Annotated in this window: 21 protein-coding genes; 8 read left to right on the top strand and 13 right to left on the bottom strand. The window is 69.5% G+C overall.

From position 1 onward, the window contains the following. Nucleotides 1–29 precede the first annotated feature (29 nt). Nucleotides 30–2,195 carry a glycine--tRNA ligase subunit beta gene (gene glyS, locus KUG41_RS08015; protein WP_216902906.1) on the bottom strand — a complete coding sequence of 722 codons (2,166 nt, stop codon included), beginning with the start codon at nt 2,193–2,195 and terminating at the stop codon, nt 30–32. 115 nt (nt 2,196–2,310) lie between these two features. Between glyS and sir the strand changes: the two genes are divergently transcribed. Further along, the gene (sir, locus tag KUG41_RS08010; RefSeq protein WP_216902904.1) at nt 2,311–4,080 is read left to right on the top strand and encodes a sulfite reductase, ferredoxin dependent; all 1,770 of its coding nucleotides are present in this window, start codon (nt 2,311–2,313) and stop codon (nt 4,078–4,080) included. Nucleotides 4,081–4,160: 80 nt separating this feature from the next. Further along, nucleotides 4,161–4,571, top strand: a complete 411-nt coding sequence (locus tag KUG41_RS08005; protein WP_216902902.1) for a hypothetical protein — start codon at nt 4,161–4,163, stop codon at nt 4,569–4,571. Here KUG41_RS08005 and KUG41_RS08000 read toward each other — a convergent pair. From KUG41_RS08000 to KUG41_RS07950, 11 genes are all read right to left on the bottom strand, one after another. After that, a complete protein-coding gene (locus tag KUG41_RS08000; RefSeq protein ID WP_216902900.1) occupies nt 4,550–5,251 on the bottom strand; it encodes a M15 family metallopeptidase in 702 nt (233 codons plus the stop codon). The genes KUG41_RS08005 and KUG41_RS08000 overlap by 22 nt on opposite strands. Before the next feature lie 62 nt (nt 5,252–5,313). After that, nucleotides 5,314–7,866: an ATP-dependent DNA helicase RecG gene (gene recG, locus KUG41_RS07995; protein ID WP_371734078.1), complete on the bottom strand. Its 2,553-nt coding sequence runs from the start codon at nt 7,864–7,866 to the stop codon at nt 5,314–5,316. After that, nucleotides 7,824–8,990 (bottom strand): hypothetical protein, encoded by a 1,167-nt coding sequence (locus tag KUG41_RS07990; protein WP_216902898.1) that lies wholly within the window; start codon nt 8,988–8,990, stop codon nt 7,824–7,826. Before KUG41_RS07990 ends, recG begins: the two co-directional genes overlap by 43 nt. Nucleotides 8,991–9,027: 37 nt before the next feature. Beyond that, nucleotides 9,028–9,687 (bottom strand): translation elongation factor Ts, encoded by a 660-nt coding sequence (gene tsf / locus KUG41_RS07985; RefSeq protein ID WP_216902896.1) that lies wholly within the window; start codon nt 9,685–9,687, stop codon nt 9,028–9,030. Between the two features lie 37 nt (nt 9,688–9,724). Beyond that, entirely contained in the window at nt 9,725–10,441 is a 717-nt protein-coding gene (gene rpsB / locus KUG41_RS07980; protein WP_216902894.1) for a 30S ribosomal protein S2, read from the bottom strand. Nucleotides 10,442–10,551: 110 nt separating this feature from the next. Continuing rightward, nucleotides 10,552–11,490 carry a glycosyltransferase family 2 protein gene (locus tag KUG41_RS07975; protein WP_216903102.1) on the bottom strand — a complete coding sequence of 313 codons (939 nt, stop codon included), beginning with the start codon at nt 11,488–11,490 and terminating at the stop codon, nt 10,552–10,554. Between the two features lie 141 nt (nt 11,491–11,631). Beyond that, the gene (locus KUG41_RS07970) at nt 11,632–11,787 is read right to left on the bottom strand and encodes a hypothetical protein (protein WP_006171625.1); all 156 of its coding nucleotides are present in this window, start codon (nt 11,785–11,787) and stop codon (nt 11,632–11,634) included. A 40-nt stretch (nt 11,788–11,827) separates the two neighbouring features. Then, complete coding sequence (locus tag KUG41_RS07965; RefSeq protein ID WP_216902892.1) at nt 11,828–12,559, bottom strand: DevA family ABC transporter ATP-binding protein; 732 nt, start codon at nt 12,557–12,559, stop codon at nt 11,828–11,830. 5 nt (nt 12,560–12,564) lie between these two features. Beyond that, nucleotides 12,565–13,731, bottom strand: coding sequence for an ABC transporter permease DevC (devC, locus tag KUG41_RS07960; protein ID WP_216902890.1), 1,167 nt, complete (start codon nt 13,729–13,731; stop codon nt 12,565–12,567). Between the two features lie 16 nt (nt 13,732–13,747). Next, nucleotides 13,748–14,629 carry an HlyD family efflux transporter periplasmic adaptor subunit gene (locus KUG41_RS07955; protein ID WP_371734084.1) on the bottom strand — a complete coding sequence of 294 codons (882 nt, stop codon included), beginning with the start codon at nt 14,627–14,629 and terminating at the stop codon, nt 13,748–13,750. 8 nt (nt 14,630–14,637) lie between these two features. Continuing rightward, nucleotides 14,638–15,381: a phycocyanobilin:ferredoxin oxidoreductase gene (locus KUG41_RS07950; protein WP_216902888.1), complete on the bottom strand. Its 744-nt coding sequence runs from the start codon at nt 15,379–15,381 to the stop codon at nt 14,638–14,640. A 42-nt stretch (nt 15,382–15,423) separates the two neighbouring features. Between KUG41_RS07950 and KUG41_RS07945 the strand changes: the two genes are divergently transcribed. Then, nucleotides 15,424–16,698 carry a pitrilysin family protein gene (locus KUG41_RS07945; protein ID WP_216902886.1) on the top strand — a complete coding sequence of 425 codons (1,275 nt, stop codon included), beginning with the start codon at nt 15,424–15,426 and terminating at the stop codon, nt 16,696–16,698. Next, complete coding sequence (locus KUG41_RS07940) at nt 16,695–18,020, top strand: pitrilysin family protein (protein ID WP_216902884.1); 1,326 nt, start codon at nt 16,695–16,697, stop codon at nt 18,018–18,020. The genes KUG41_RS07945 and KUG41_RS07940 overlap by 4 nt, the downstream gene beginning before the upstream one ends. Here KUG41_RS07940 and KUG41_RS07935 read toward each other — a convergent pair. Further along, on the bottom strand, nt 17,980–18,291 hold the full coding sequence (locus tag KUG41_RS07935) for an NAD(P)H dehydrogenase assembly family protein (protein WP_216902882.1): 312 nt from the start codon (nt 18,289–18,291) through the stop codon (nt 17,980–17,982). The genes KUG41_RS07940 and KUG41_RS07935 overlap by 41 nt on opposite strands. Nucleotides 18,292–18,372: 81 nt before the next feature. Here KUG41_RS07935 and KUG41_RS07930 point away from each other — a divergent pair, with 81 nt between their 5' ends. Genes KUG41_RS07930 through KUG41_RS07915 form a run of 4 tightly spaced genes read left to right on the top strand, consistent with a single transcriptional unit; the run spans nt 18,373 to nt 23,177 of the window. Continuing rightward, nucleotides 18,373–18,942: a biotin transporter BioY gene (locus tag KUG41_RS07930; RefSeq protein ID WP_216902880.1), complete on the top strand. Its 570-nt coding sequence runs from the start codon at nt 18,373–18,375 to the stop codon at nt 18,940–18,942. A gap of 2 nt (nt 18,943–18,944) precedes the next feature. Continuing rightward, a complete protein-coding gene (lspA, locus tag KUG41_RS07925) occupies nt 18,945–19,418 on the top strand; it encodes a signal peptidase II (protein WP_371734083.1) in 474 nt (157 codons plus the stop codon). Then, entirely contained in the window at nt 19,399–21,585 is a 2,187-nt protein-coding gene (locus KUG41_RS07920; protein ID WP_216902878.1) for a transglycosylase domain-containing protein, read from the top strand. The genes lspA and KUG41_RS07920 overlap by 20 nt, the downstream gene beginning before the upstream one ends. Beyond that, a complete protein-coding gene (locus KUG41_RS07915) occupies nt 21,582–23,177 on the top strand; it encodes a YcjF family protein (protein ID WP_371734077.1) in 1,596 nt (531 codons plus the stop codon). The genes KUG41_RS07920 and KUG41_RS07915 overlap by 4 nt, the downstream gene beginning before the upstream one ends. Nucleotides 23,178–23,248: the final 71 nt, after the last annotated feature.

Here is a 23,248-nt window from a genome sequence, read left to right as displayed (position 1 = left end):
TCCGCCGCCGGCGCCGGCGGCCACAAACTTCAGCCCCCGAGGCGGCTGAAATCGGCGAGCACCGCGGCCTGGTTGCGCAGCACCGCCAGCAGCCTGAGCCGGTTGCGGCGCACCTCCGGCTCGTCGCACATCACCATCACGCTGTCGGCGCCGTCGAAGAAGGCGGCCAGGGTTTCACCGCTCTCCCCCAGCAGCTGGGCCAGGGGCTCGTAGCGGGAGGTGCCGGCGGCGGCGGCGTGGACCGCCAGCCGCTCCAGCACGCCCAGAACGGCAGCTTCACTGGGGGAACGGAACAGGGCCGGGTCCACCGCCCCCTCCGGAGTCACCACCTCCGGCTCCAGATCGGCCTGCTCGGCCAGGCGCGAGGCCCGCTGCACCACGGCCTGCACCAGGGGCAGGCGGCCGTCCTGTCGCAGGCGCCGCAGCAGGTCCACCCGGGCCCGCGCGTCGGCCGGATCCCGCAGCACCCTCTCCACGGACACCCCCTCACCAGCCACCGCCTGCACCAGATCGGTGCCGAAGCCTTCCTCCTCCAGCAGGCTGGCGAGCCGCTGGCGCAGGAACTCCAGCAGGTCGGCCGCCAGGGCCTGGGGTCGCACCGCCAGGGTCTCCAGCAGCTGTTGCCAGTGGGCCGTCGCCTGGCCCAGCAGACTGACCAGATCCAGGGACCAGCCCCGATCCCAGAGAATCTGGAGCAGGCCGTTGCCGGCGCGGCGCAGGGCGTACGGATCGGAGGAGCCCGTGGGCCGTTCCCCCCGGGCAAAGATGCTGAGCAGCAGTTCCAGCCTTTCTGCCAGGGCCAGCAGGCCGCCAGCCGGGGATCCGGGCAGGGCATCGCCGGCACCGCGGGGCTGGTAGTGCTCCAGCACGGCCAGGGCCACAGCGCGCGGTTCCCCCTCGGCCAGCAGGTACTTAGCCCCCATCACCCCCTGCAGCTCAGGGAACTCACCCACCATCTGGCTCACCAGATCGTGCTTGCACAGGGGGGCGGCCCGTCGAGCGACTTCCGCGGTGGCCGGATCGATCTCCAGGCTGCGGCAGAGAAGGTCGGTGAGCCAGGCGATGCGCCGGCTGCGATCCGCCAGGCTGCCGAGGCCTTCGGCGAAGGTGACCCGATCAAGGGCCGCCACCCGCTCGGTGCTGCTCTGACGCCGGTCGGCGGCCAGAAAGAACGCCGCATCGGCCAGCCGCGCCCGCAGCACTCGCTCGTTGCCCCGCCGGATGGTGGCGTCGGCAGCAGCAAGGCCATTGGCGATGCAGAGGAAGCGGGGCAGGAGCACCCCATCGGACGTCAGGGCGAGGGGATCGGCGGCGACGGCGGAGACCTTCAGGGGCACATACCGCTGGTGCAGACGCATCACGGTGCTGAGCACCTCCGGGGGCAGGGCCAGGTAAGCCGTGTCGATGGCGCCTTCGATCAGCCGGGGGGACTCCACCAGATCCACCAGTTCGTCGAACAGCTCCGGCGGCAGATCGAGGACGCCCTCCGCCCGGGCCGCCGCCCCCTCCAGGGCCTGCCGGATGCCCGCGGCCCGCTCCCCCCGGTCGACCTGCACACAGGCTTCGGCCAGGGAGGGGACGTAGCGATCGGCGCAGGAAATCGCCACCTCGGTGTCGTGGAGCCGGTGACCGCGGCTGAGGCGGCCACTGGTCAGGGGTGGGTCCAGATCCGGGAGCTGAACCGGCACCACCCGTTCGTCGAGGAGCGCCACCAGCCAGCGAAGGGGGCGGCTGAAACGTCCCTCCCCTTCACCCCAGCGCATGAAGCGTCGTCCCTGGAGCGACCGGATCCATTCGGGAATCCGGCCGGCCAGCACCTCAGCGGTGGCACGGCCGGGAGCGGTGGTGCGGGCGAACACGAAGGGGCCTTTGTCGGTGTCGCGGATCTCCAGCTGCTCGGGGGAACAGCCGCAGCGCCGGGCGAAACCAATGGCGGCGGCGGTGGGCTGGCCATCCCGGAAGGCCTGCAGGGCCGGCGGTCCCTTGCGCTCCTCGACCAGATCCGGCTGCAGCTCGGGGAGCCCGGTGATGCTCACGGCCAGCCGCCGGGGGGTGCCGCTGGCCGTGATCGCGTCCGAGGCCAGCCGGGCGTCCGCCAGATCGCGGGCCACAATCGCCTCCAGCTGGGGGAGAGCCAGGCGCACGAAATCGGCCGGCAGTTCCTCGGTTCCGATCTCCAGCAGAAAGGTGGCCATGCGGCGGGGCGGTCAGTACGAGACTGTATGCAAATGGGGGAGAAGGGCAGGCGATCCAGCGGGGCGAGACTTGCCGTTCGCTAGTTTCATTCCTCTCCTACCCGTCCATCTGCCGATGTCCACGACGACGGTCGCCGACAGCACGTCGCTCCCATCGGCTTCCCCTGCCAAACCCCCCACCCGCCAGGAGGCCCTCAAGGCCGGCAGCGGCCACCTGCACGATCCGCTGGCGGGCGAACTGGACAACGATCGGCCCAGCTTCAGTGAACCGGCCGTTCAGATCCTCAAGTTCCACGGCAGCTACCAGCAGGACGACCGGGACAAGCGCCGCAAGGGGGCTGAAAAGGACTGGCAGATGATGCTGCGGCTGCGCAACCCTGGCGGTCGCGTTCCTGCCTCCCTTTACCTCGCCATCGACGCCCTCGCCGATCGGCTGGGCAACGGCACCCTGCGGATCACCACCCGTCAGGCCTTCCAGATGCATGGGGTGACCAAGGCCGACCTCAAGGAGGTGATCGGCGGCATCGTCCGGGCCCTGGGCTCCACCCTCTCGGCCTGCGGCGACATCAACCGCAACGTGATGGCCCCTGCCGCTCCCTTTGAGCGCGATGGTTATCCGGAGGCCCGCCTGCTGGCCGATCGCATCGCCGACCTGCTCGCCCCCCAGGCGGCCGAGGGCTCCTATCTCGACCTCTGGGTGGACGGTGATCTGAGCTACCGCATCAAGCCCGAGGGGGCCGTGAAGAAGGCACGCAAGCTCCAGGAGGCCGGGGCCGTCTTCAGCGGCGATGCCGCCGAGCCCCTCTACGGCGCCACCTACCTGCCGCGCAAGTTCAAGGTCGCCGTCACCGTCCCCGGCGACAACTCGGTCGACCTGCTGACCCAGGACATCGGCCTGGTGCTGTTCACCGATCCATCCGGCCGACCCCGCGGCTGCAACGTCTACGTCGGCGGCGGGATGGGCCGGACCCACAACAAGGAGGAGACCTTCGCCCGGACCGCCGATCCCCTCGGCTACGTGGCCGCGGCACATGTGCTGGAGCTGGTGCAGGCGATCGTGGCCCTGCAGCGGGATCACGGCGACCGCGAGCAGCGCCGCCATGCCCGGATGAAGTACCTCATCCAGGACCGGGGGGTGGACTGGTTCCGGGAGGAACTGGGCCGCTACTTCCCTCATCCGATCAAGGGTCTGCGCAGCGAACCGGCCTCCACCCTCACCGATTACCTGGGCTGGCACCGCCAGTCACCCGGCCTCTGGTTCGTGGGTCTTCCCGTCCTCTGCGGTCGCCTGCAGGGTGAACTGAAGCGGGGTCTGCGCCAGCTCGTCGAGACCTACCAGCTGGAGGTGCGACTCACTCCCAACCAGGACCTGCTCCTCTGCAACATCGGCACCTCCCAGCGGGCCTCGGTGCGGGAGGGGCTGACGTCCCTGGGCATCACCAGCCCGGAGGCCCCCGCCGCCCTGGCCCGCCATGCCCTGGCCTGTCCGGCCCTGCCCCTGTGCGGCCTGGCCATCACCGAAGCCGAGAGGATCCTTCCCGCCGTGCTCGACCGCCTCGATGCCCTGCTGGCGAAGCTGGAGATCCGCAAACCCCTGCTGGTGCGGATGACGGGCTGTCCCAATGGCTGCGCCCGCCCCTACATGGCGGAGATCGGTCTGGTGGGCAGCGGTGTGGACGCCTACCAGCTGTGGCTCGGCGGCAGCCACAGCCTGACCAGACTTGCTCAGCCGTACCTGGAGAAAATGGCCCTGGAGGACCTGGAGACCACCCTGGAACCCCTGCTGACGGCCTGGCGGGACGAGGGCGGGCAGCGCAGCCGATTCGGCGACTTCATCGAGAAGATCGGTCCCGAACGGGTGGCCCGGCTGCTCAGCCCTGCCTGATTTCTGATCCGGAGCCCCCGGTTTCCTACCCTTGAAGCCGTGAGGCCCCCTGGATGCGGACGCCTGCTTCTTTCCTCCGCTTGATCCTGCTGCCCTCCGTCCTGGGGGGGCTGTGCTGGTCTGGGGCAGCATCCCCCGGCTGGACGGTGGAGCCGGAGCGTCCCCAGTCGCCGCCCCCGCCCACCAGGTATTTCGATTCCGATCCGCTCGCCTGCAAGCCGGAAGCGATCCGCTCCTCCTACCGGGCCCATCTGCTGCCCTACGCCGATCAGAGCCCCGTGGTGCTGGCCCGGTTGCGGCGGCTCCAGGACGACATGACCCTGGCCAGCCTCAAACGCTGCGTCCAGAAGGGCCTGCTGCTCCGCAAGGAGGCCAGCACATTGTTTCGGGAACTGGGGCTGACCCTGCCGGGCACCCCGATCCCTCCGGCCGGTGCCATGCCGCCCGGCCAGGCGCCACAGGACTCGGTTCAGCCATCCACGCGGCCGTAGCGGGCGCGGGGTTCTCCCTGCCGCCAGGCCCAGAGCTGGTCCCCGTGGCTGAAATGCCACCATTCATTGGGGTGCTGGACAAAGCCCGCGCCGGCCATCACCTCTGCGAGCAGGACCCGCCGCTGGTGCCACGCGGCGGCTTCGGTGCCTTGCGCAGCGCCCCTGTGGTGGTCGGGCTCTGAAACGGCCCCGATGGCGTCGATCGCACCGCCCATGGCCAGAGGCCGACCCAGCCCGTCCGCCAGGGTGAGATCCACGGCCGCGCCGGTGCTGTGGGGGGGCGGAGTGGCCGGATCGGCGCTGGGCGGCGCCCAGAACCGATCCACCTCGGCCGCCAGGGCCCGCTGGGCGGGACCGGTGCCATCCGCATCCAGCCCTCGCTGGCGGCAGGCCTCGACGAAGGCGTGGCGCACCATGAAGGCCTGCACGGCGATGGGGCGCCAGGCATCGAAGATGGCCAGTCGCCAGCGGGGTTGCTGCCGCTGAAGCCGTTGCTGGGCTTTCTCGAGCCGGGTGATCACGGCCCGGCGCAACCGGAACGGGCTGGCCCCCTCGCCGTAGGGGGCCCCCAGGGCCTGATAGGGATGGGGCTCCAGACGCCAGAGACCTGCCGGAAGACCGATCAGCGGCTCACCCGCATCGTGGATGGGGATCGGACTCCAGGGACGCAGGGGCGCCATGGCTGCAGCATCTGCGGCTGGATTCCATTCAATCGCCGCCAGCAAGGGTTCACGGGCACCGGTCAGTTCAGCTGGGCCGCCTCCACCGATCGGCGGCGCTGGGCTTCGAGGGCCTCACGCAGGCCGGGATGGCCCTCCAGGTCGGGGTCCTGCTCCAGGATCAGCCGGGCCGCTGTGCGGGCCTCCTCCAGCACGGCCCCGTCGTCGCTGAGGCTGGCCAGGGCCAGGTCCGGGAGACCCGACTGACGGGTGCCGAGCACCTGACCGGGGCCTCGCAGGCGCAGATCCATCTCGGCGATCTCGAAGCCGTCGCTGCTGCGGGCCAGCACCTCCAGGCGCTGGCGGGCCATGGGGTTGTCGCCCTCATGGATCAGCAGGCAGTGGGAGGCCGCGGAGCCCCGGCCCACCCGTCCCCGCAGCTGGTGCAGCTGGGCCAGGCCGAAACGCTCGGCATGCTCGATCACCATCACGCTGGCCGCCGGCACGTCCACTCCCACCTCCACCACCGTGGTGGAGACCAGCACCTGGGAGCGACCGTCCTGGAAGGCGGCGATGGCCCGCTGCTTCTCCTCACCGGTCATGCGGCCGTGCAGCAGCCCCACGCTCAGGGCGGGAAACACCTCCTCCTCGAGATGGCGGTGCACCTCCACCGCGGAGCGCAGATCCAGCTTCTCCGAATCCTCCACCAACGGCAGCACCACATAGGCCCGCTGGCCCCGGGCCACCTCCTGACGCACCAGCTCCCAGGCGGAGGGGCGCTCGGAACCACGCAGCAGCCGTGTCCGGATCGGGGTGCGACCGGGCGGAAGCTCATCGATCTGGCTGATGTCCAGATCCCCGTGGATCGAGAGGGCCAGAGTGCGGGGTATGGGCGTGGCGGTCATGGTGAGCAGGTGGGGCTGCAACCCCTTGGCCAGCAGGCGGTTGCGCTGACGCACGCCGAAGCGATGCTGCTCGTCCACCACCACCAGCCCCAGCCGATCGAACTGGACCGGGTCCTCCAGCAGGGCATGGGTGCCCACCAGCAGCTTCACCTGCCCGTTGGCGAGATCCTGCAGCACCTGGCGCCGCCGCCGGGAGGGGGTGGAGCCGGTGAGCAGCTCGACGCTGACGTTGAGCTGCGGCAGCCACTGGGCCAGCTTCTGGAAATGCTGGGCCGCCAGCACCTCGGTGGGGGCCATCAGGGCCCCCTGGCAGCCGGCCTCGATGGCGCCCAGCAGGGCCGCCAGGGCCACCACGGTCTTGCCGCTGCCCACATCCCCCTGGACCAGCCGCGCCATGGGCTGGGGGCGTGCCATGTCGGCGCGGATCTCCGCCAGCACCCGGCTCTGGGCGGTGGTGAAGGCGAAGGGCAACAGGTCCAGGAACCGACCCACCAGGTCGCCGCCGCCGCCGGGCAGCAGCAGGGGTGGGGCGGGCAGCCGGCGCAGCCGTTCCCGTCGCTGCCCCAGGGCCAGCTGCAGCAGCAGGAACTCGTCGAACACCAGGCGCCGCCGACTGCCCTGGAGGGCGGCCCGATCGAGGGGTCGGTGGATGCCCTGAAGGGCCTCGCCACGACGTTGAAGGTCCAGATCCCGCCGCAGGGACTCCGGCAGGGGATCATCCCAGCGGCCCACCTCGGGCAGCAGGGCGGCGACCGCCCTGCCGAGCCGTTCACCGCTGAGCCCCTCGGTGAGGGCATAGACCGGAACGAGCCGACCGATCTGCTCGGAGCGCACCGCTGCCCCAGGCGCCTCCAGCACCTCCAGCAGCGGATCGGCGAAGCAGGGCCCGTAGGGGCTCTCCTTCACCAGGCCGCTCACCGCCACGGTGGCGCCCACCGGGTACAGCCGCTGCTGGGACTTCAACCAGCCCGGACTGCTGAAACGACGGCCGGCGAAGAAGCGGGAGACCCTCAGGCGTCCCGTGACGTCCTGGAGGTGCAGTTCCAGGATGGCCAGGTTGGGGTTGCGGGGGCTGCCGAAGGCATGGCAACGGCGCACCGTGGCGACGATGGTGGCGGTACGCCCCGGCTCCAGGGCCGCGATCCGCACCAGATGGGCGTAATCCAGATAGTCGCGCGGATAGTGGTGCACCAGATCGCGCACCACCAGCAGGCCGAGGGCGGCCATCCGGGTGGCCGTCTTCAGACCGATGCCGGCCACCTCCGCCAGGGGCGTCTCCGCTGTCAGCCCCTGCGTCGACCGCCCGGCGGCGGGCGCGGCCTCGGGTGGAGTCGCCAGCCGCAGGCGGGGCGGACCCACCGGACGCGCCTCCTGGCGCTGAAGCCGCAGGTCATGGAGCATCTGGCGCAGCCGCCGGACCAGCGACTGGCGGTGTCCCAGGGCCAGTCGGCCGTAGCCGGCGAACTCCCTGGCCAGGCTCGTCAGCCGTTGCCGCTCCCGTGCCCCGAGCCCTGCCGCCGGAGCCGCCAGGGCTGCGCCAACGAAGCCGCTGAAGCAGTCCTGACGCCCCTGAAGATCCCCGAAGCCCCGTTCGGCCTCCAGCCGACAGGCCTGCTGCAGGGGGGTGCACCAGGCGTCGAACGTCGGGGAGCCGGACGCGAGCCCAGCACCAGCCGCCGCCGAGCTGCTCAGTCGTCCGGGTTCGGGGTGGGGCGGATGTCCTGCAGCCAAAGCTGTTCGGCCTGGTGAATCCGGAGACGCCCTTGCAGGCGACGGAACTGCTGGGCCATTCTGCGGACCTCCTGGCGATGCTGCTGCAGCCGCCGCCGGCAGGTTCTCAGGCGGGGCTCCTCCAGTTCCATTTCCACGGCCCGCAGCAGCACCGCCATGGTCTGGGCCTGGGTGCTGCCGACACCTCCACCGAAGGGGAGTGGCAGCCGCAGCAGGTTGGGAGGAGCCGCCATCGTGTCCAGCTGGCCGGTCAGCACCGCATCGAGCAGGCTCACCGGCAGAAGACTGCGGTTCACCCCGGCCCGCAGCAGTTCGACGTTGATGGCATGGGAGAGGTTGCGCAGCCGCCGTGCCAGGGCCAGCTCCATGCCGTCCATCCACCGGAGCACCTGGCGGGGATCCCGGGGCAACCGTCCCGGTTGCCAGATGGAGTCCGGACTCTGACCGTCCATGCTCCCGTCGCCCTGGGTGGCCGCTTCCGTGCCGGTCTCCTCCCCGGTCGGATCAGGTTCGTCGCTGCGATCGGTCTGCCCCGCCGCCAGGACTCTGGCCAGGCTCTGGTGATCCTCCAGGCCTGTCTCGGCGGTTTCGGCCTCGGGTTCTTCCCCATCCTCCTCCTGCCGGCTGTCGCCGTGTCCGATCCGGCTCCAGGCGAACGCCATTCCGGAGAGCGGCGGAGCCAGGGCCAGCTGCACAGAACCGGGAGGCAGCAGCTCGGCAGACACATCAGAGCCGGGGATGGGCTCCGGATCCCCGGCCAGGGTGAGTTCCGTCAGGATCTGCTGCTGGTCGTGACGCCTGCGCCGCTGGTTCTCGCGGGCGATCTGGTCGGCGAGGATGGCCAGCTGCTCGACGGTGAGCAGGCTGGAGCAACGGCGGACCAGCTGCTCCACCTGACGGTGGAGCCACTTGCGCCGTTCCTGCGACAGCTCCGCATAGCGCTGCGGGTGAACCTGGGTGGCCAGATGGAAACAGGCCTGGCTCACCCGTTGCGGCAGGACCTGGCGCAGCACCTGCAGGTAGAGGGCCAGATGGCGGTACAGCTGGGGATTGGAGTCCGTCAGCATCCCCGTCAGGGCCTCGAGCTGACCCGGCAGATCAATGGGATCGGACGGGTCGCTCAACGGGGCTCCGGATCGGCAGAGGGGGGAAGGGTGCGGCTCAGGCCGCCTTGCCCATCGCCGCCACTTCGGCAGCGAAGTCGGACTGCTCCACCTCGATCCCCTCGCCCAAGGTGTAGCGGGTGAAGCGGCGCACCCGGATGTTCTCGCCGGTCTTGCCGGCGGCCGACTTGACCATCTCGCCCACGGTGACGGTGTTGTCACGGATGAAGGGCTGGTCCATCAGGGCCAGTTCCTTGAGGCGCTTGCCGATGCGGCCGGCCACGATCTTCACCTTCATCTCCTCCTTCTTGCCGGATAGATCATCACGACCCATCTCGATCGACTTCTCCCGTTCCGCCACCTCGGGGGGAATGTCGTCGGTGCTGACGTACTCCACATTGGGGCAGGCGGCGATCTGCATCGCCACGTTGCGCACCAGCTCCTGGAAGAGCTCGCCGCGGGCCACGAAGTCGGTCTCGCAGTTGACCTCCACCAGCACCCCGACCCTGGCGCCGGTGTGGATGTAGCTGCCTACGGCCCCTTCGGCCGCGGTGCGCCCGGACTTCTTCTCGGCGGTGGCGATGCCCTTCTGGCGCAGCCATTCGGCGGCCTTGGTGGCATCCCCGCCCGATTCGGTGAGGGCCTTCTTGCAGTCCATCATGCCGGCGCCGGTCTTGTCGCGCAGGTCCTTGACGAGCTTCGCTGTGATCTCAGCCATGGGGGGGAGGGAGGATGGTCGGGAGGGAGGGAACGGCTCAGGCGTCGTCGTCGCTGCCGCGCTGATCCTGGGCTCCATGGCGGCCTTCGTTGATGGCATCCGCCAGCCGGCCGAGCACCAGCTGCACCGAGCGCACGGCGTCGTCGTTGCAGGGGATCGGCACGTCGCAGAGATCAGGGTCGCAGTTGGTGTCGAGCATCGACACCAGAGGGATGTCAAGCTTGCGGCACTCGAGCACGGCGTTGGTCTCGCGGCGCTGGTCCACCAGCACGACCACGTCGGGCAGGCGGCGCATGTTCTTGAGGCCGCCGAGGTATTTCTGCAGGCGGTCGAGTTCACGACGCAGCACGGCAGCTTCCTTCTTGGGCCGCATGGCGATGGCGCCGGAGGACTCCATGCGTTCCAGATCCTTGAGGCGATCGATGCGGGCCCGCATCGTGCTCCAGTTGGTGAGCATGCCCCCCAGCCAGCGCTGGTTCACATAGGAGGCACCGCAGCGGGCCGCCTCCTGGGCGATCACTTCGGAAGCCTGTTTCTTGGTGCCCACGAACAGGAAACGCTTGCCGCTGCGGGCGGCACTGCGGGTCCATTTGTAGGCGTTGTTCATGCAGACGGCGGTCTGCACGAGGTCGATGATGTGGACTCCGTTGCGCGCGCAATAGATGTAGCGCGACATCTTGGGATTCCAGCGACGGGTCTGGTGTCCGAAGTGGGCACCAGCCTCCATCATCTCGGAAAGAGTGACGACAGCCATTTGAGTTGGGGTTGGGTTTCGGGTTGGCCTCCACCTGCCAGGGATGCCGCGCCATAGGGAAGGCAGCGGATCACCCGAAACATGCAGGTGTGCGGTGTTGGGTTACTGAGTCAACCTATCAAACGGCCCTGCCCACGGGCCTCGGCGTGGAGCGCCCGTACCCCGAAACGGTTGAGGGGCAGCCGCAGCAGCTCCATCGCCAGACCGGGCTTGCCATGGCGGATCAGCCAGCCCAGCAGGGGCCGGAGGCTGCGTTCGTTGATCAGCCCCCCCAGGGTGAGCAGCTCCCAGAGCAGCAGGTGCAGCCAGGTGAACTGGATGATGAAGCGCACCCGGCGGGTGGGGTGCTTGCGGAAGAACACCAGCCCCATCCGTGCCCGCTCCCGCTCCACCCGCACCAGGTCGGGGATCTGCTCAAGGCTGAGGGGCGGATGCCAGTGGTAACCGACGGCCTCCGGGCAGCGCACCAGCCGCACCCCCATGCGGCGCAGCCGTTCCCCCAGCTCCAGATCCTCCCAGCCGTAGAGCCGGAAGCCGGTGTCGAACAGCCCGGCCTCCTCCAGCACCCGGCGGTCGATCGCCACGTTGCCGGTGGCGAAATAGGCCCAGGACAGATCCCGGAGCTTGTGGGGTTCGGCGGTGGGATCCTCGAAGTTGTGGGTGTTGATCACGGCGCCGTAGGTGAAGCAGAGACGGTCCCCGTCCTGCCGCCAGGCCCGCTCCAGGGCGGTGGCGTGGTGGTGAAGGAAACGCCCGGTCACCACCAGGTCGCTGTCGATGAAGACGATCACATCGCCGCGGGCCTCCTCCACCCCGCGGTTGCGACCCTCCGCCGGACCGCCGTGGTCCTGACGGATCAGACGCAGATGGGGAAAGGCGGTGGCATGGGCATCCAGCCAGCGCACGGTGTCGTCGGTGGAGCCGTCGTCCACCAGCACCACCTCATAGGCCTCCAGGGGACCATCGACCTCCTGCCGCTCCAGGGCCTGCAGGCACTGGCGCAGGATCGGCAGCCGGTTGTAGGTGGGGATGACGACGCTGATGAACATCGGAGGGTGGGGCGGTTCAGGGTCGCGGAGGGGCGTGACGGGGCGAGCAGCCTCAGGGTTGGCCATGAAATCAGGGGCGGCCATGAAAAAAGGGGATCCCGATCGAATCCCCCCGGATCAGCCGTGGCTGGCCTGCCGTGATCAGTCGGCGGCGCCGCCGTTGTTGGCCGTGCCGGTCACGCCGTTGCCGGCCCCTTCACCGCGGCCGTCGTTGCGCAGCTTGCGCTTCTTGAATTTGCGGGCGTAGGCGCGGTTGCGCTCCTGCTTTTCTTTCTTGAGATTCCTGCGTTTCGCCATACGGACAGCGCTTCAGAGAGACGGAGAACCTCCACCCTACTCAAACGACCGGGGCCTCACTGGCCCAGAGCCGGCCATCCTCCATGCGCACGAGGCGATCGGCCACGTCGAGGATGCGCGGATCATGGGTGACCATCAGGACGGAGCAGCCCTCGTCCCGCGCCAGGCGTTTGAGCAGATCCACCACCTCCCGGCCGGTGCGGCTGTCGAGGGCGGCGGTGGGTTCATCCGCCAGCAGCAGGCGGGGATGGGCCGCCAGGGCCCGGGCGATGGCCACCCTCTGCTTCTGGCCACCGGAGAGGTCGTGGGGAAGCTTGCTCAGATGGTCATCGAGACCCACGGCCCGCAGCCACTCCCTGGCGAGGTCGCGGCGAGCCCGGTAGCCCAGCCCAGGCAGGAGATCGGCACCCATCTGCACGTTCTGTTCGGCGGTGAGGCAGCGCAGCAGGTTGTGACCCTGGAAGATCATCCCGACACTGCGGCGCAGCAACTGCCGTTCCTGGCGGCTCGAACCGTTCAGCTCGCAGCCCAGCACCCGCACGGATCCTTCCATCACCTGCCGCAGCGCTCCCACCAGCGTCAGCAGGGTGGTCTTGCCACAGCCGGAGGGTCCGGTGAGCAGCACCACCTCGCCGGGGCGAATCTCCAGATCGATGCCCTGCAGCACCTGGCGCTGCATCGTCCCGGTGCCGAACCAGTGACTGAGCCCTCTCACGGCGACGGTGGCGAAAGTCTGGCTGGAGGTATCGGCGATAGGAGAAGAGAGCACCATCGGAGTCAGAAGATTTCTGCTGGATCGGCATCACCCAGGCGTCGCATGGCAAGAGCTGCCGATCCCATGCACATCACAAGGATCATGACGAAGACAAGCAGCGCCCTGTCAAAGATCATCAGGACAGGAAGCTTTGTGGCGCTCTTAATAGCGATGTAAAGAAGATTGCTGACTCCCAAGGCTGGAAGGTAACCGATGAGCGCAAGCAGAAAACCCTCGCGGGCCACAACTCCGACGAGTGAAAAGAGATTGTATCCCATGGCCATCAAGGTGGCATATTCAGGCAAGTGGTCGCTCACATCAGAATAAAGAATCTGGTAAACGATCACGCATCCAACAACAAACCCCATGGCTGCTCCCAGGCCGAAGATAAAACCGATGGCCGTACTGGTGCGCCAATAATTGATCTCCATATCCATGAATCCCTGCTTGGTCAGAACACTGACATCATTGGGAAGAAGACGCCTGAGCTGATCCCTGACTTTGGTCGGGTCAGAACCGTTTCTGAGCCGGATCAGTCCCAGCTCGATGCTGCCTGGAGGGGCGTTGGGGAACAGGTTCAGGAAGGTCTCGTTACTGAGCAGAATCGTGCCATCGGCTCCGAAGGAGGGGCCCGCGCTGAAGAGCCCGGCCACCCTCAGGCGCTTCCCAGCCGCCTCCGTCTCCACCGTTCGGCCCTGCCGGAACCATTCCGGTACAGGCCCGAATTCGTTGCGGGACAGTTCATCGAAAAGCACCCGGCCCCGCTGCGTGAGCCGGCTGGACTGATCGGTGATCTTCTCATCGAGAAACACCTTGTGGCCGGGTTCGTAGGCCAGGGCCAGGATGGGTCGATTGGATTTGTTCTCAGGGTTTCTCCAGAGGGCGAAATCCCAGTGCACAGGCACAATGTCAACAACAGCAGGGTTCGCCATGGCCTGGGCCAGCCGGCGGCGAGGAAAGCTCGCCATCCTGATGGAGCTGGTAGTTCGAGGACTCAGCAGCACCAGATCGGTGTCAAACATCTTGTGAACCGTGACGCTGGAATCAAACAGAGCGTCACGGAAACCGAGCTGGATGAACATCAGCAGACCGGCGAAGCCGATCCCCGCCAGCGCCACGGCCAGCCGCATCGGTTGACGGGTCAGCAGGAGCCACGCCAGGGGGATCTTTCGAGCCTGCCAGAACTGCATCAGCGACTAGGGGGCTTCAGGGAGTCAGCCGGGCGATCACCTTCAGTCCGGTGAGGTCACGGACACGGGCGATATCGTCGGGATCGAGCACGACGCGGACCTCGACGATGCGTGCGTCGGCATCTCCCGTGGGATCGGTGGAGAGCACATCTCTCTGGCGCACCTGGGGGCTGATCCGGCTGACACGGCCGGTGAGGTTTCCGCTGAAACCTCCGTTCTCGCTGGTGAGTGTGGCCACCTGGCCAAGCCGCACCCGATCGATGTCGCTTTCGTAGACTTCCACAATCGCTTCCATCCGGTCGCTGGCCCCCAGTTCGAGAATGCCTTTGTCACCCGGTCGCTCGCCGACCCGGGTGTGGATCCTCAGGACCGTGCCGTTCATCGGGGCCCTCAGCTCGGTGTTGACCAGATCCGTGGACGCCTTGACCAGAGCGGCCCTCGCCTCCAGCAGCTGACCCTGCAGCTCCAGGGTCCGCTGCTCCAGGACATCGAGGTCAGCGGCGGAAAAGGCACCATCACTGGCGAGCTTGCGGTAGCGACCCAGATCCCGCTGCTGAATGGTCAGGCGGCGGCTCAGGTTGGAAATGCGGGTGCGGATCAGATTCAGTTCGGCACGCTGGTTGTCCTGGTTGTCGAAGCGGGCCAGCAACTGGCCGGCGCTGACCCTGTCGCCCTCGGCGACTAGCAACTGGGTGATGCGGGGGCTGCCACCGATCCCGGTGATCGGGGCCGCCAGCACCCTGATGTCTCCGGCCGGCTCGAGGCGGCCGAGGGCGGCGACCGCCTTCGTCGGTGCAGGCGAACGATTGACCACGGCAGTGGCCGCGGACGGTGTGGATGGGCTGCGGCGAACGAATGCCACTGTCCAGACCAGGAGACCTGCGGCCCCCAGGATCAGCAGGGCTTTCAGCCAGGGGCCGGTGGGTCGTCGAACAGCAACTCCTCGATGTAGCGATCCGCCCACTGGGGATGGAACGCCTTCTCCAGGACCCGACGGGTCTTGTCGTTTAGTTTCTGTTGCTTGCAATACTTCAACTGCCCCTTCCATCGGGCAACGGTAGCTGCATCCTCCGGTGCTTGGGAAGTGCTCTGCGCCGCCGCCGCGGAAAGCACCCCGAGGAACGCGGCCACTTCCTCGATGAAGGCCTGTTCCTCCTCAGGGGAGCCAGGCCGCACGAACAGCACATGGGGCGAGAAGATCGAACCCCAGGGCGGCAGCTCCCGCTCCTGGCTGAAGCTGGCCCGGGGGCGGGCGGCGAGGGCCTCGGCCACCGGGGCCGGCAGGGTCTCCCCCACCGGGGAGAGATCGACGATGGCGGCGCTCACACCGGCCTTGCCGGCCACGATGTCGGCGCCGAAGACCGGCAGATCGTGGCGCGGATCGGGGAAGAAGACACAGTGCAGGATCTGCAGCCCGGCCCCGAGACGGGCGGTCTCGAGATGCAGCTTGCGCAGCCCCCTGCAGCGGTGCACCTCGTTGCGGATGAAGAGAGCATCCCCATCCAGGCTGCCGGTGATGGCCTCCAGTTCCGGGTCTATGGGCAGCGGCGCCAGATCCGGAAGATCCCTGCGGCAGAGGCGGATCCGCTCGGCCAGAGCATCCACCATGGGGTGGATGCCACCGTCCGCATCCCGACCGACCTCACCCATCGACGCACCGCCGCAGCAGAATGCGGATCCTGCCATGGGTCCGTGAGCATTTCCCTGGGTTGTTGCGGCTCCTTGCTGCCCGGTCTGGCCACACCGATCAGCCGCCCCCTGGCCAACGGCGTCGAGCTCGTGCAGCTCGACCAGGCCGAGGCCCCCCTGGTGTGTCTCGACTTCTGGTGCCGTGCCGGCAGTGCCTTTGAGCGCGCCGATGAAAGCGGCATCGCCCATTTTCTGGAACACATGGTGTTCAAGGGCAGCGACGGACTGGCTGCCGGAGAGTTCGACCGTCGCATCGAGGCGCTGGGCGGCAGCAGCAACGCCGCCACCGGCTTCGATGACGTTCACTACCACGTTCTGATCCCGCCGGAGGGGGCCAGCGAGGCCCTCGATCTGCTGCTGGATCTGGTGTTGCGGCCCCGGCTGGAGGCGGGCAGCTTCGCCATGGAACGGCAGGTGGTGCTGGAGGAGCTGGCCCAGAGCGAAGACCAGCCCGAAGAGGTGGCCCTGCAGCGGCTGCTCGCCCTGGCCTGCCCCGACCACCCCTACGGCCAGCCCATCCTCGGCCGGCGGGAGGCGCTGCTCGCCCACGATCCGGCCGCGATGGCCGCCTTTCATGGGCGCCTCTATGGAGGTCGCCGCTGTGTGCTGGCCCTCACCGGAGCCGTCGGCGACGGCGCGCTGATGGAACGGGCCGCCGCCGGGCCGCTCGGATCCCTGGCCGCCGCCGAGGGGGCAAGACATCCGGCTGAACTGAACGTGGTGACCGGCCGCCACCGGCTGGCCGTACCGCGGCTGGAGGCCGCCCGGCTGCTGATGCTCTGGTGGCTGCCCCCCGCCAGCGACCTGGAGGGCATGGCGGGAGCGGATCTGGCCACCACCGTGCTGGCGGAGGGACGGCGCAGCCGCTTGGTGGAACGGCTGCGGGAGCAGCTGCAGATCGTGGAAAGCATCGACCTGGATCTGCATGCCATGGAAGGCGGCAGCTTCGCCCTGCTGGAGGCGGTCTGTGACCCGGAGGACCTGACCGCTGTGGGCCAGGCGATCGAGGAGGTCTGGGGGGAGCTGCACCGGGAGCCGCTCGGGGAGCAGGAATGGCTGCGGGCCCGCCGGCTGGTGGCCAACGGCTATCGCTTCTCGCTGGAATCCGCCGGTGGCGTCGCTTCCCTGATCGGCAGCAACCACCTCTGGGGACGCAGCCAGCCCCTGGACCACCCCCTGCAGCTGCTTGATGGCTGGTCACCCGTGCGCCTGCAGCGGCAGCTGCTTCCCCTGCTGGACCCCGCCCGGGCCTGTCTTCTGGAGGCTGTGCCGGCATGACCATCGCCCCCCCGACCTGCCACGACGACCACCGCCGGCTGAGCGGCGGGCTGCCGCTCCGGGTGCTGCACCGACCCGGCCCGGCGATCCTGGCGGCCCGTCTGGCGGTACCGGGCGGCAGCGGCCTGGATCCCATGGGTCAGCGCGGCGCCCACCAGCTGCTGGCCGGCACCATGACCCGCGGTTGCGGAGATCTGGACGCCGACGCCCTGGCCGATCGGGTGGAAGGATCCGGGGCGGCCCTGCGGGTGGAGGCCCATGAGGACGGCCTCGTGCTGGCTCTCAAATGTGCCGCCGCCGACGCATCCGATCTGCTGCCCCTGCTGCTGGCCATGGCCCGCAGGCCGCGGCTGGAACCTGACCAGGTGGCGATCGAACGCCAGCTCAACCTGCAGCTGCTGCAGCGCCAGAAGGAGGATCCCTTCCAGGTGGCTCACGACCAGCTGTGTCAGTTGCTCTACGGCAGCGGCCCCTACGGCCACGATCCGCTCGGCATCGAGGCGGACCTGGCTGGTCTCGGACAGGAACAGCTCCACCCCCTCGTCGAAAGGCTCGGCAAAGACGGCGCCGTGCTTGTGCTCTGCGGTGATGCACCTGCGTCCCTGACGACGCTGCTGGAGCAGGGCCTGGCGTCAGCCCCCTGGACCACCGGCATGCCTGCACCCAAGCCCTTCGCCGGCCCCCCTGAGCCCACCGGGCGCTACGGCCAGCAGGTCCAGGACACCGAGCAGGTGGTGCTGATGCTCGGGGCCGCCACCGTGCCCCTGGGCCATCCGGATGCCCTGGTCCTGCGGCTGTTGCAGTCCCATCTGGGCATGGGAATGTCCAGTCGGCTGTTCGTGACCATGCGGGAGGAACGCGGCCTGGCCTACGACGTCGGCGTTCACCTGCCGGCCCGGTCAGGCCCAACCCCGTTCGTCATGCACCTGTCCACCTCGGCCGAACGGGCGGCGGAGGCCACCACCTGTCTGCTGGAGGAATGGGAGCGGATCCTGCAGGAGCCCCTCGATGGGGAAGCCCGCCTGCTGGCCCTGGCGAAATTCCGGGGCCAGGACGCCATGGGTCGCCAGACCTGCTCCCAGATCGCCGAGCGCCAGGCACTCGTGCTCAGCCACGGCCTGCCGACCGATCACGTTCGCCGTGTTCTGGAGCGGGCTCCAGGGATCAGCGCCCAGGAACTGCGGGACGCCGCCCGCCGCTGGCTGGCCGCACCCTGCCTGAGCCTGGTGGGTCCGGAGCCGGCCCTGGCGGCCTGCCGGCGGGCCTGGCTCAGCCATCCGCTCAGTCGCCCGGGGGCACAGGTTCCAGATCCGCTTCGCTGATCAGGAACGTGCCGCGGCGAAAGCGGACCGCTCTCAGGGTGAGGGCCCGGATCTCCACCACCCGTCCCACTTCCTCCGGATCCACCAGGTCAGGTGGCCGAAGCATGGGCATCGGATCGGCGCTCTTGAGGTAGCGGGGAGGCTGGCGCAGCCGGACCGCATCCCCCAGGCGGACCGTCGCTCCAGGGGCCTCTCCGGCAGGTTCACCCGCCTGGCCCCTTTCGGGCAGTCCCTTCTCGGGCAGGGGATCGGCGGGGGTGGCATCCGGCATGGGTTCGACGCTCCAGGGGCACCGTGCCCTTCTCAGCCGAACCTAGCTGCAGCAGGATGGGCGCCAGCCACGGACGGAGCATTGCGGGCCCTTGCCACCTGGAGCGGAGCGATCGCCGGCCTGCTCCTGATTCTCGTCGGCGGCCTGGTGCCGGCGGCCTTTCCGGTTCACGAGGCCAGCGGCTGGGGCGTGCGCCCCCTGGGCATCACCCTGCAGGTGCCGGCCCTGCTGCTGAGTGCCCTGGTCTGCGGCCCCCGCAGTGCCACCCTGGCGGCGGTGGCCTATCTGAGCGTCGGACTCTTCCAGCTGCCGGTCTTCCATGAAGGAGGAGGCATCGGCTACCTTCTCGATCCGGGCTTCGGCTATCTGGCTGGCTTCCTTCCGGCCGCCTGGATCACCGGCAAGCTCGCCCGCCAGCAGGGCATGGACGATCCCCTCACCCTCACCGGCGCCGCCGCCATCGGTCTGGTGGTGCTGCATCTCTGCGGTCTCGCCAACCTGCTGCTGGGCCATCTGGCCGGCCGCTGGGGGGGCGACTCCCTGACACTGGCGGTGACCTACAGCCTGGCCCTGTTGCCCCAGCTGCTGCTCTGCTGCTCCGCCGGGCTGGTGGCCTGGCTGCTGCGCCGGCTGCTGCTGGTGCCCTCGTGACCGTGCGCGTGACCCTGCGACGGCTGGCCATGCTGCTGCTGGCGGCCCTGACCGTGGCCCTGGACCAGTTGAGCAAGGGATGGGCTCTGGAGCACCTCGCCAGCGGCCGCATCCAGCCCCTGCTTCCAGGCCTGCTCCAGCTCCAGAGGGTGAGAAACACCGGTGCTGCCTTCAGTCTGCTCACCGGGGCACCGGCTCTGCTGGGGCTGGTGAGTGCGGTGGTGAGCCTGGTTCTGCTGGGCTGGATCCTCTGGCGCCCACCCGCCGGACCCTGGAACGTCCTCGCCCTAGGACTGCTGCTCGGCGGGGCCGTGGGCAACGGCATCGACCGCTGGCGAGACGGTGCGGTCGTGGACTTCCTGGAGTTCATCCCGATCCACTTCCCAATCTTCAACATTGCCGACGTGGCCATCAACCTGGCCGTGGCCTGCTTCCTCCTCGATCTGCTCCGCCCCCATGCCGACCGCCATTCCTGAGCGCCTGGAGCCGCGGCTGCGCCGCCGGCCCCCGCTCGCGGGGGCCAGACTTGAGCTGCACAGCCCCGGACTGCAGCAGCGGACCCATCCGCTCCACGGCGGTTGCTACCGGCTGGGGAGGGCCTCGGACAACGACATCGTCATCGACCACAGCGCCGTGAGCCGGCGGCACGCCCTGCTGGAGAACCACGGGGAGCACTGGCTGCTGAGCGACGAGGGCTCCACCAACGGCCTCTGGTGGCAGGGGCGGCGGGTGCGGGAGCTGCTGCTGCGCGACGGCGACCGGGTGCGTTTCGGTCCGGACGACCAGGCCGACCTGCCGACGCTGCTGTTCCGGCGCGACGGGAATCCAGCCTGGAAGCGGCTGGGGCGCTGGGCGGGGCCTTGCGCCGCGGGCCTGGCCGGGGCGGGCATCCTGCTGCTGGGCCTCTCCCTGGTGCAGGTGCCCACCCGGGGCAGCCTGGCCACGGTGCGCGGCCCTCTGCTCCTCTACGACCGCGGCGACCGGCCCGTGGCCTCCCTGGCCGATCGCAAGCATCGGGAGCTGGCCAGCCTGGAGGCCTATCCCCCCGTCCTGATCGAGGCCCTGCTGGCCAGCGAGGACAACCGTTTCTGGTGGCATCCAGGGGTCGATCCGATCGGCACCGCCCGCGCCCTGCTCACCAACCTGCTCGGGGGCAGAGTGCTTGAGGGCGGCAGCACCCTGACCCAGCAGATCGCCCGCAGCCTCTACCCGGAGCAGGTCGGACAGGGGGAGACCCTGGGCCGCAAATGGCGGGAATTGCTGGTGGCTCTCCAGCTGGAGGCCCGGTTCAGCAAGGGGGAGCTGCTGCTGAGCTATCTCAACCGGGTCTACCTGGGCGCCGTCTGGGGCTTCGAGGACGCCTCACGACGCTTCTTCGCCCGGCCGGCAGCCGCGCTGACACTCGAAGAGGCCGCCCTGCTGGTGGGTCTGCTTCCCTCCCCCAACGGCTACGACCCCTGCCTGGATCCCGCCGCCGCCCTGGCCTCCCGCAACCGGGTGCTCGACAAGATGGCGACCGCCGGCCGCATCGATGCCGACCGGGCCCGAAGCGCCCGCCGCCAGCCCATCCGGCTGGCGGCGGATGCCTGTCTCTCCACCCAGGGAAGAGGAGCCCCCTTCTACACCGATCAGGTGCGCCGCGACCTGGAGAACCTGGTGGGCGAGGATGTGGCTGCGGAAGGCAACTTCCTCATCGACACCCACCTCAACCCGGCCCTCCAGGAACGGATCGAGCTGCTGCTGCGGCAGCGGATCGACGCCAGCCGGTCCCTGGGGGTGAGCCAGGGGGCGGTGGTGGTGCTCGACAGCCGCAGCGGTGGCATCGTGGCGATCGCCGGCGGGCGGGATTACCTGCAGAGCCAGTTCAACCGGGCCTCGATGGCCCTGCGCCAGCCGGGCAGCACCTTCAAGCTGGTGCCCTACCTGGTGGCCCTGGAACGGGGTGCAAAGCCGGGAGACCGGATCGGCTGTGGACCCCTGGAGTGGGCAGGCCAGCGCTTCGCCAGCGGCTGCGGGGGCAGCCTCAGCCTGCGCCAGGCGCTGGCGATCAGCAGCAACACCGCCGCCCTGCGGCTGGCCCGCAAGGACGGGCTGGACGCGATCGTCCGCAAGGGGCGGGACCTGGGCTTCACCAGCCCCCTGGCGCCGGTGCCCGGTCTGGCCCTGGGCCAGAGCGAAGTCACCCTGCTGGAGCTGACCGCCGCCTATGCCGCGGTGGCGGCGGAAGGCGTCTGGCGACCACCCACCACGATCCGACGTCTCACCGATGCCGAGGCCTGCCCGGGCTCCCAGTCCAGCGCCGGGAACGGGGGGGCTGACTGCCGGGCCGCCGGCGCCAGGGCCGTTGCCAGTCCCGGGCGCCGTGTGACCAGCGTCGCCACGGCGAAAGCGATGCAATCGCTGCTCGAGGCCGTCGTCAGCGGCGGCACCGGCAGAGCCGCCGATGTGGGCCCTGGCAGCTGGGGCAAGACAGGCACCACCAATGAGGGTCGGGATCTGCTGTTCGTGGGTTATGTCCCCCGACGCCACTGGGTGATCGGCATCTGGCTCGGCAACGACGACAACAGCCCCACCGCCGCCAGCAGCGCCCTGGCCGCCTCCCTGTGGGGGGAGATCGTCCGCACCGCTCCGCCGGCGCCGTGAACCTGCCCCCCCGCCTCTGGATCGGGATCGTTCTCGGCCTGCTGGCCCTGCTGGCCCTGGGCATGGTGCTGCAGGCGATCCAGCAGCTGCAGTGGACCCTCAGCACCTGGCTCCCCTACTGGCTCGTGGGGCCGCTGATGCTGCTGCTGCTGGCGGCCGTGCTGGTGGCGGGGGTGCAGGTGGGCTGGCCCTGGCTGAAGCTGTGGCGCCGCAGGGGCCCGGCAGCGGGACGCCGGACAGCCGCCGTCCCGCCCTCCTCCAGCCGCCGGGAGGCGGCCGAGCGCAACCTGGGAGCCATCGACCGCACCCTGGAGAAGGTGCGCCATGCGGTGGAGCGGGAAGCCCTGCGCCAGGAACGCCAGCGGATGACGGCCGAACTGGAGCGGGGCGATCTGGTGATCGTCGTGTTCGGAACGGGGTCGGCCGGAAAAACCTCCCTGATCAGGGCCCTGCTGCAGGAGGTCGTCGGGGAGGTGGGCGCGCCGATGGGATCGACCACCGCCTCCAGCCGCTACCGACTGCGCCTGCGAGGCCTGCCCCGCGCCGTGATCCTGGAGGACACTCCGGGCATCCTCGAGGCCGGCCAGGAGGGGCGCGAGCGGGAGCGGCTGGCCCGGGGCCTGGCCGCCCGGGCCGATCTGCTGCTGCTGGTGGTCGATGGGGATCTGCGCGCCAGCGAACTGGAGGTGTTCGAGGCGCTGGCGGGGCTGGGCAAGCGGCTGCTGCTGGTGCTCAACAAGTGCGACCTGCGCGGCGAGGAGGAGGAACGGCGCCTGCTGGCGCTGCTGCGGCAGCGCTGCGCAGGCCGCCTCGAGCCGGACGACGTGATCCCCGCCAGCGCCTCCCCCCAGAGCGTGCCGATGCCGGGGGGGAGGCCGCTCCAGCCCATGCCGGAGGTGGAGGCCCTGGTGCGCCGCATGGCTGCCGTGCTCCATGCCGACGGGGAGGAACTGATCGCCGACAACCTGCTGCTCCAGTGCAGGCGACTCAGCCATGCCAGCCAGGCCCTGCTGGATCGTCAGCGTCGTAGCGATGCCACCACCATCGTCGACCGCTACATGTGGATCGGCGCCGGGGTGGTCATGGTGACGCCTCTGCCCGGCATCGACCTGCTCGGCACCGCGGCGGTGAACGCCCAGATGGTGGTGGAGATCGGCAAGGTCTACGGCGTCAGCCTCAGCCGCGAGACGGCCCAGGATCTGGCCCTCTCCGTGGGCCGCACCCTGGCGGGCCTGGGCCTGGTCAAGGGGGGTGTGGGGCTGATCAGCAGCGCCCTGAGTCTGAATCTGCCCACGCTGCTTGTGAGCCGTGCCATCCAGGCGGTGAGTGCGGCCTGGCTGACGCGGGTGGCGGGCAGGAGCTTCATCACCTACTTCCGCCAGAACCAGGACTGGGGCGACGGGGGCCTGCAGGAGGTGCTGCAACGGGAATACGACCTCAACAGGCGGGAGGGCCTGCTGCGCAGCTTCCTGGAAACGGCCCTGGGGCGGGTGGTGGAGCCGCTGCAGCAGCGCCGGACCCGGCGGCTGCCGCCCCGCCCAGGGCCTCGGGCGGAGGAGGCTGAAGGGGGCCGCGGGAATCCAGCACCGTGATCAGCACCAGATAGGCGACCCCGATCAGGATCGAGAGGGCCCCGGTGAGAATCGCCACCCAGCGGCCGCGA

Origin of the sequence: Synechococcus sp. CCY 9618 (assembly GCF_019038415.1) — a bacterium.
In the GTDB taxonomy this organism is placed as follows: Bacteria; Cyanobacteriota; Cyanobacteriia; order PCC-6307; family Cyanobiaceae; genus Cyanobium.
Note: the sequence above shows the minus strand (reverse complement) of the source record. Positions and strands in the feature narration are given on the sequence as shown.

Coding starts and splice junctions, on each gene's coding strand:
- KUG41_RS07940 (WP_216902884.1), top strand. CDS start 16,695: ATGACCATCGCCCCCCCGACCTGCCACGACGACCACCGCCGGCTGAGC.
- KUG41_RS08000 (WP_216902900.1), bottom strand. CDS start 5,251: ATGGCGCCCCTGCGTCCCTGGAGTCCGATCCCCATCCACGATGCGGGT.
- KUG41_RS07965 (WP_216902892.1), bottom strand. CDS start 12,559: ATGGTGCTCTCTTCTCCTATCGCCGATACCTCCAGCCAGACTTTCGCC.
- KUG41_RS07950 (WP_216902888.1), bottom strand. CDS start 15,381: ATGGGTGAGGTCGGTCGGGATGCGGACGGTGGCATCCACCCCATGGTG.
- KUG41_RS07935 (WP_216902882.1), bottom strand. CDS start 18,291: ATGCCGGATGCCACCCCCGCCGATCCCCTGCCCGAGAAGGGACTGCCC.
- devC (WP_216902890.1), bottom strand. CDS start 13,731: ATGCAGTTCTGGCAGGCTCGAAAGATCCCCCTGGCGTGGCTCCTGCTG.
- glyS (WP_216902906.1), bottom strand. CDS start 2,195: ATGGCCACCTTTCTGCTGGAGATCGGAACCGAGGAACTGCCGGCCGAT.
- KUG41_RS07975 (WP_216903102.1), bottom strand. CDS start 11,490: ATGTTCATCAGCGTCGTCATCCCCACCTACAACCGGCTGCCGATCCTG.
- tsf (WP_216902896.1), bottom strand. CDS start 9,687: ATGGCTGAGATCACAGCGAAGCTCGTCAAGGACCTGCGCGACAAGACC.
- KUG41_RS07920 (WP_216902878.1), top strand. CDS start 19,399: ATGCCGACCGCCATTCCTGAGCGCCTGGAGCCGCGGCTGCGCCGCCGG.
- sir (WP_216902904.1), top strand. CDS start 2,311: ATGTCCACGACGACGGTCGCCGACAGCACGTCGCTCCCATCGGCTTCC.
- KUG41_RS07970 (WP_006171625.1), bottom strand. CDS start 11,787: ATGGCGAAACGCAGGAATCTCAAGAAAGAAAAGCAGGAGCGCAACCGC.
- rpsB (WP_216902894.1), bottom strand. CDS start 10,441: ATGGCTGTCGTCACTCTTTCCGAGATGATGGAGGCTGGTGCCCACTTC.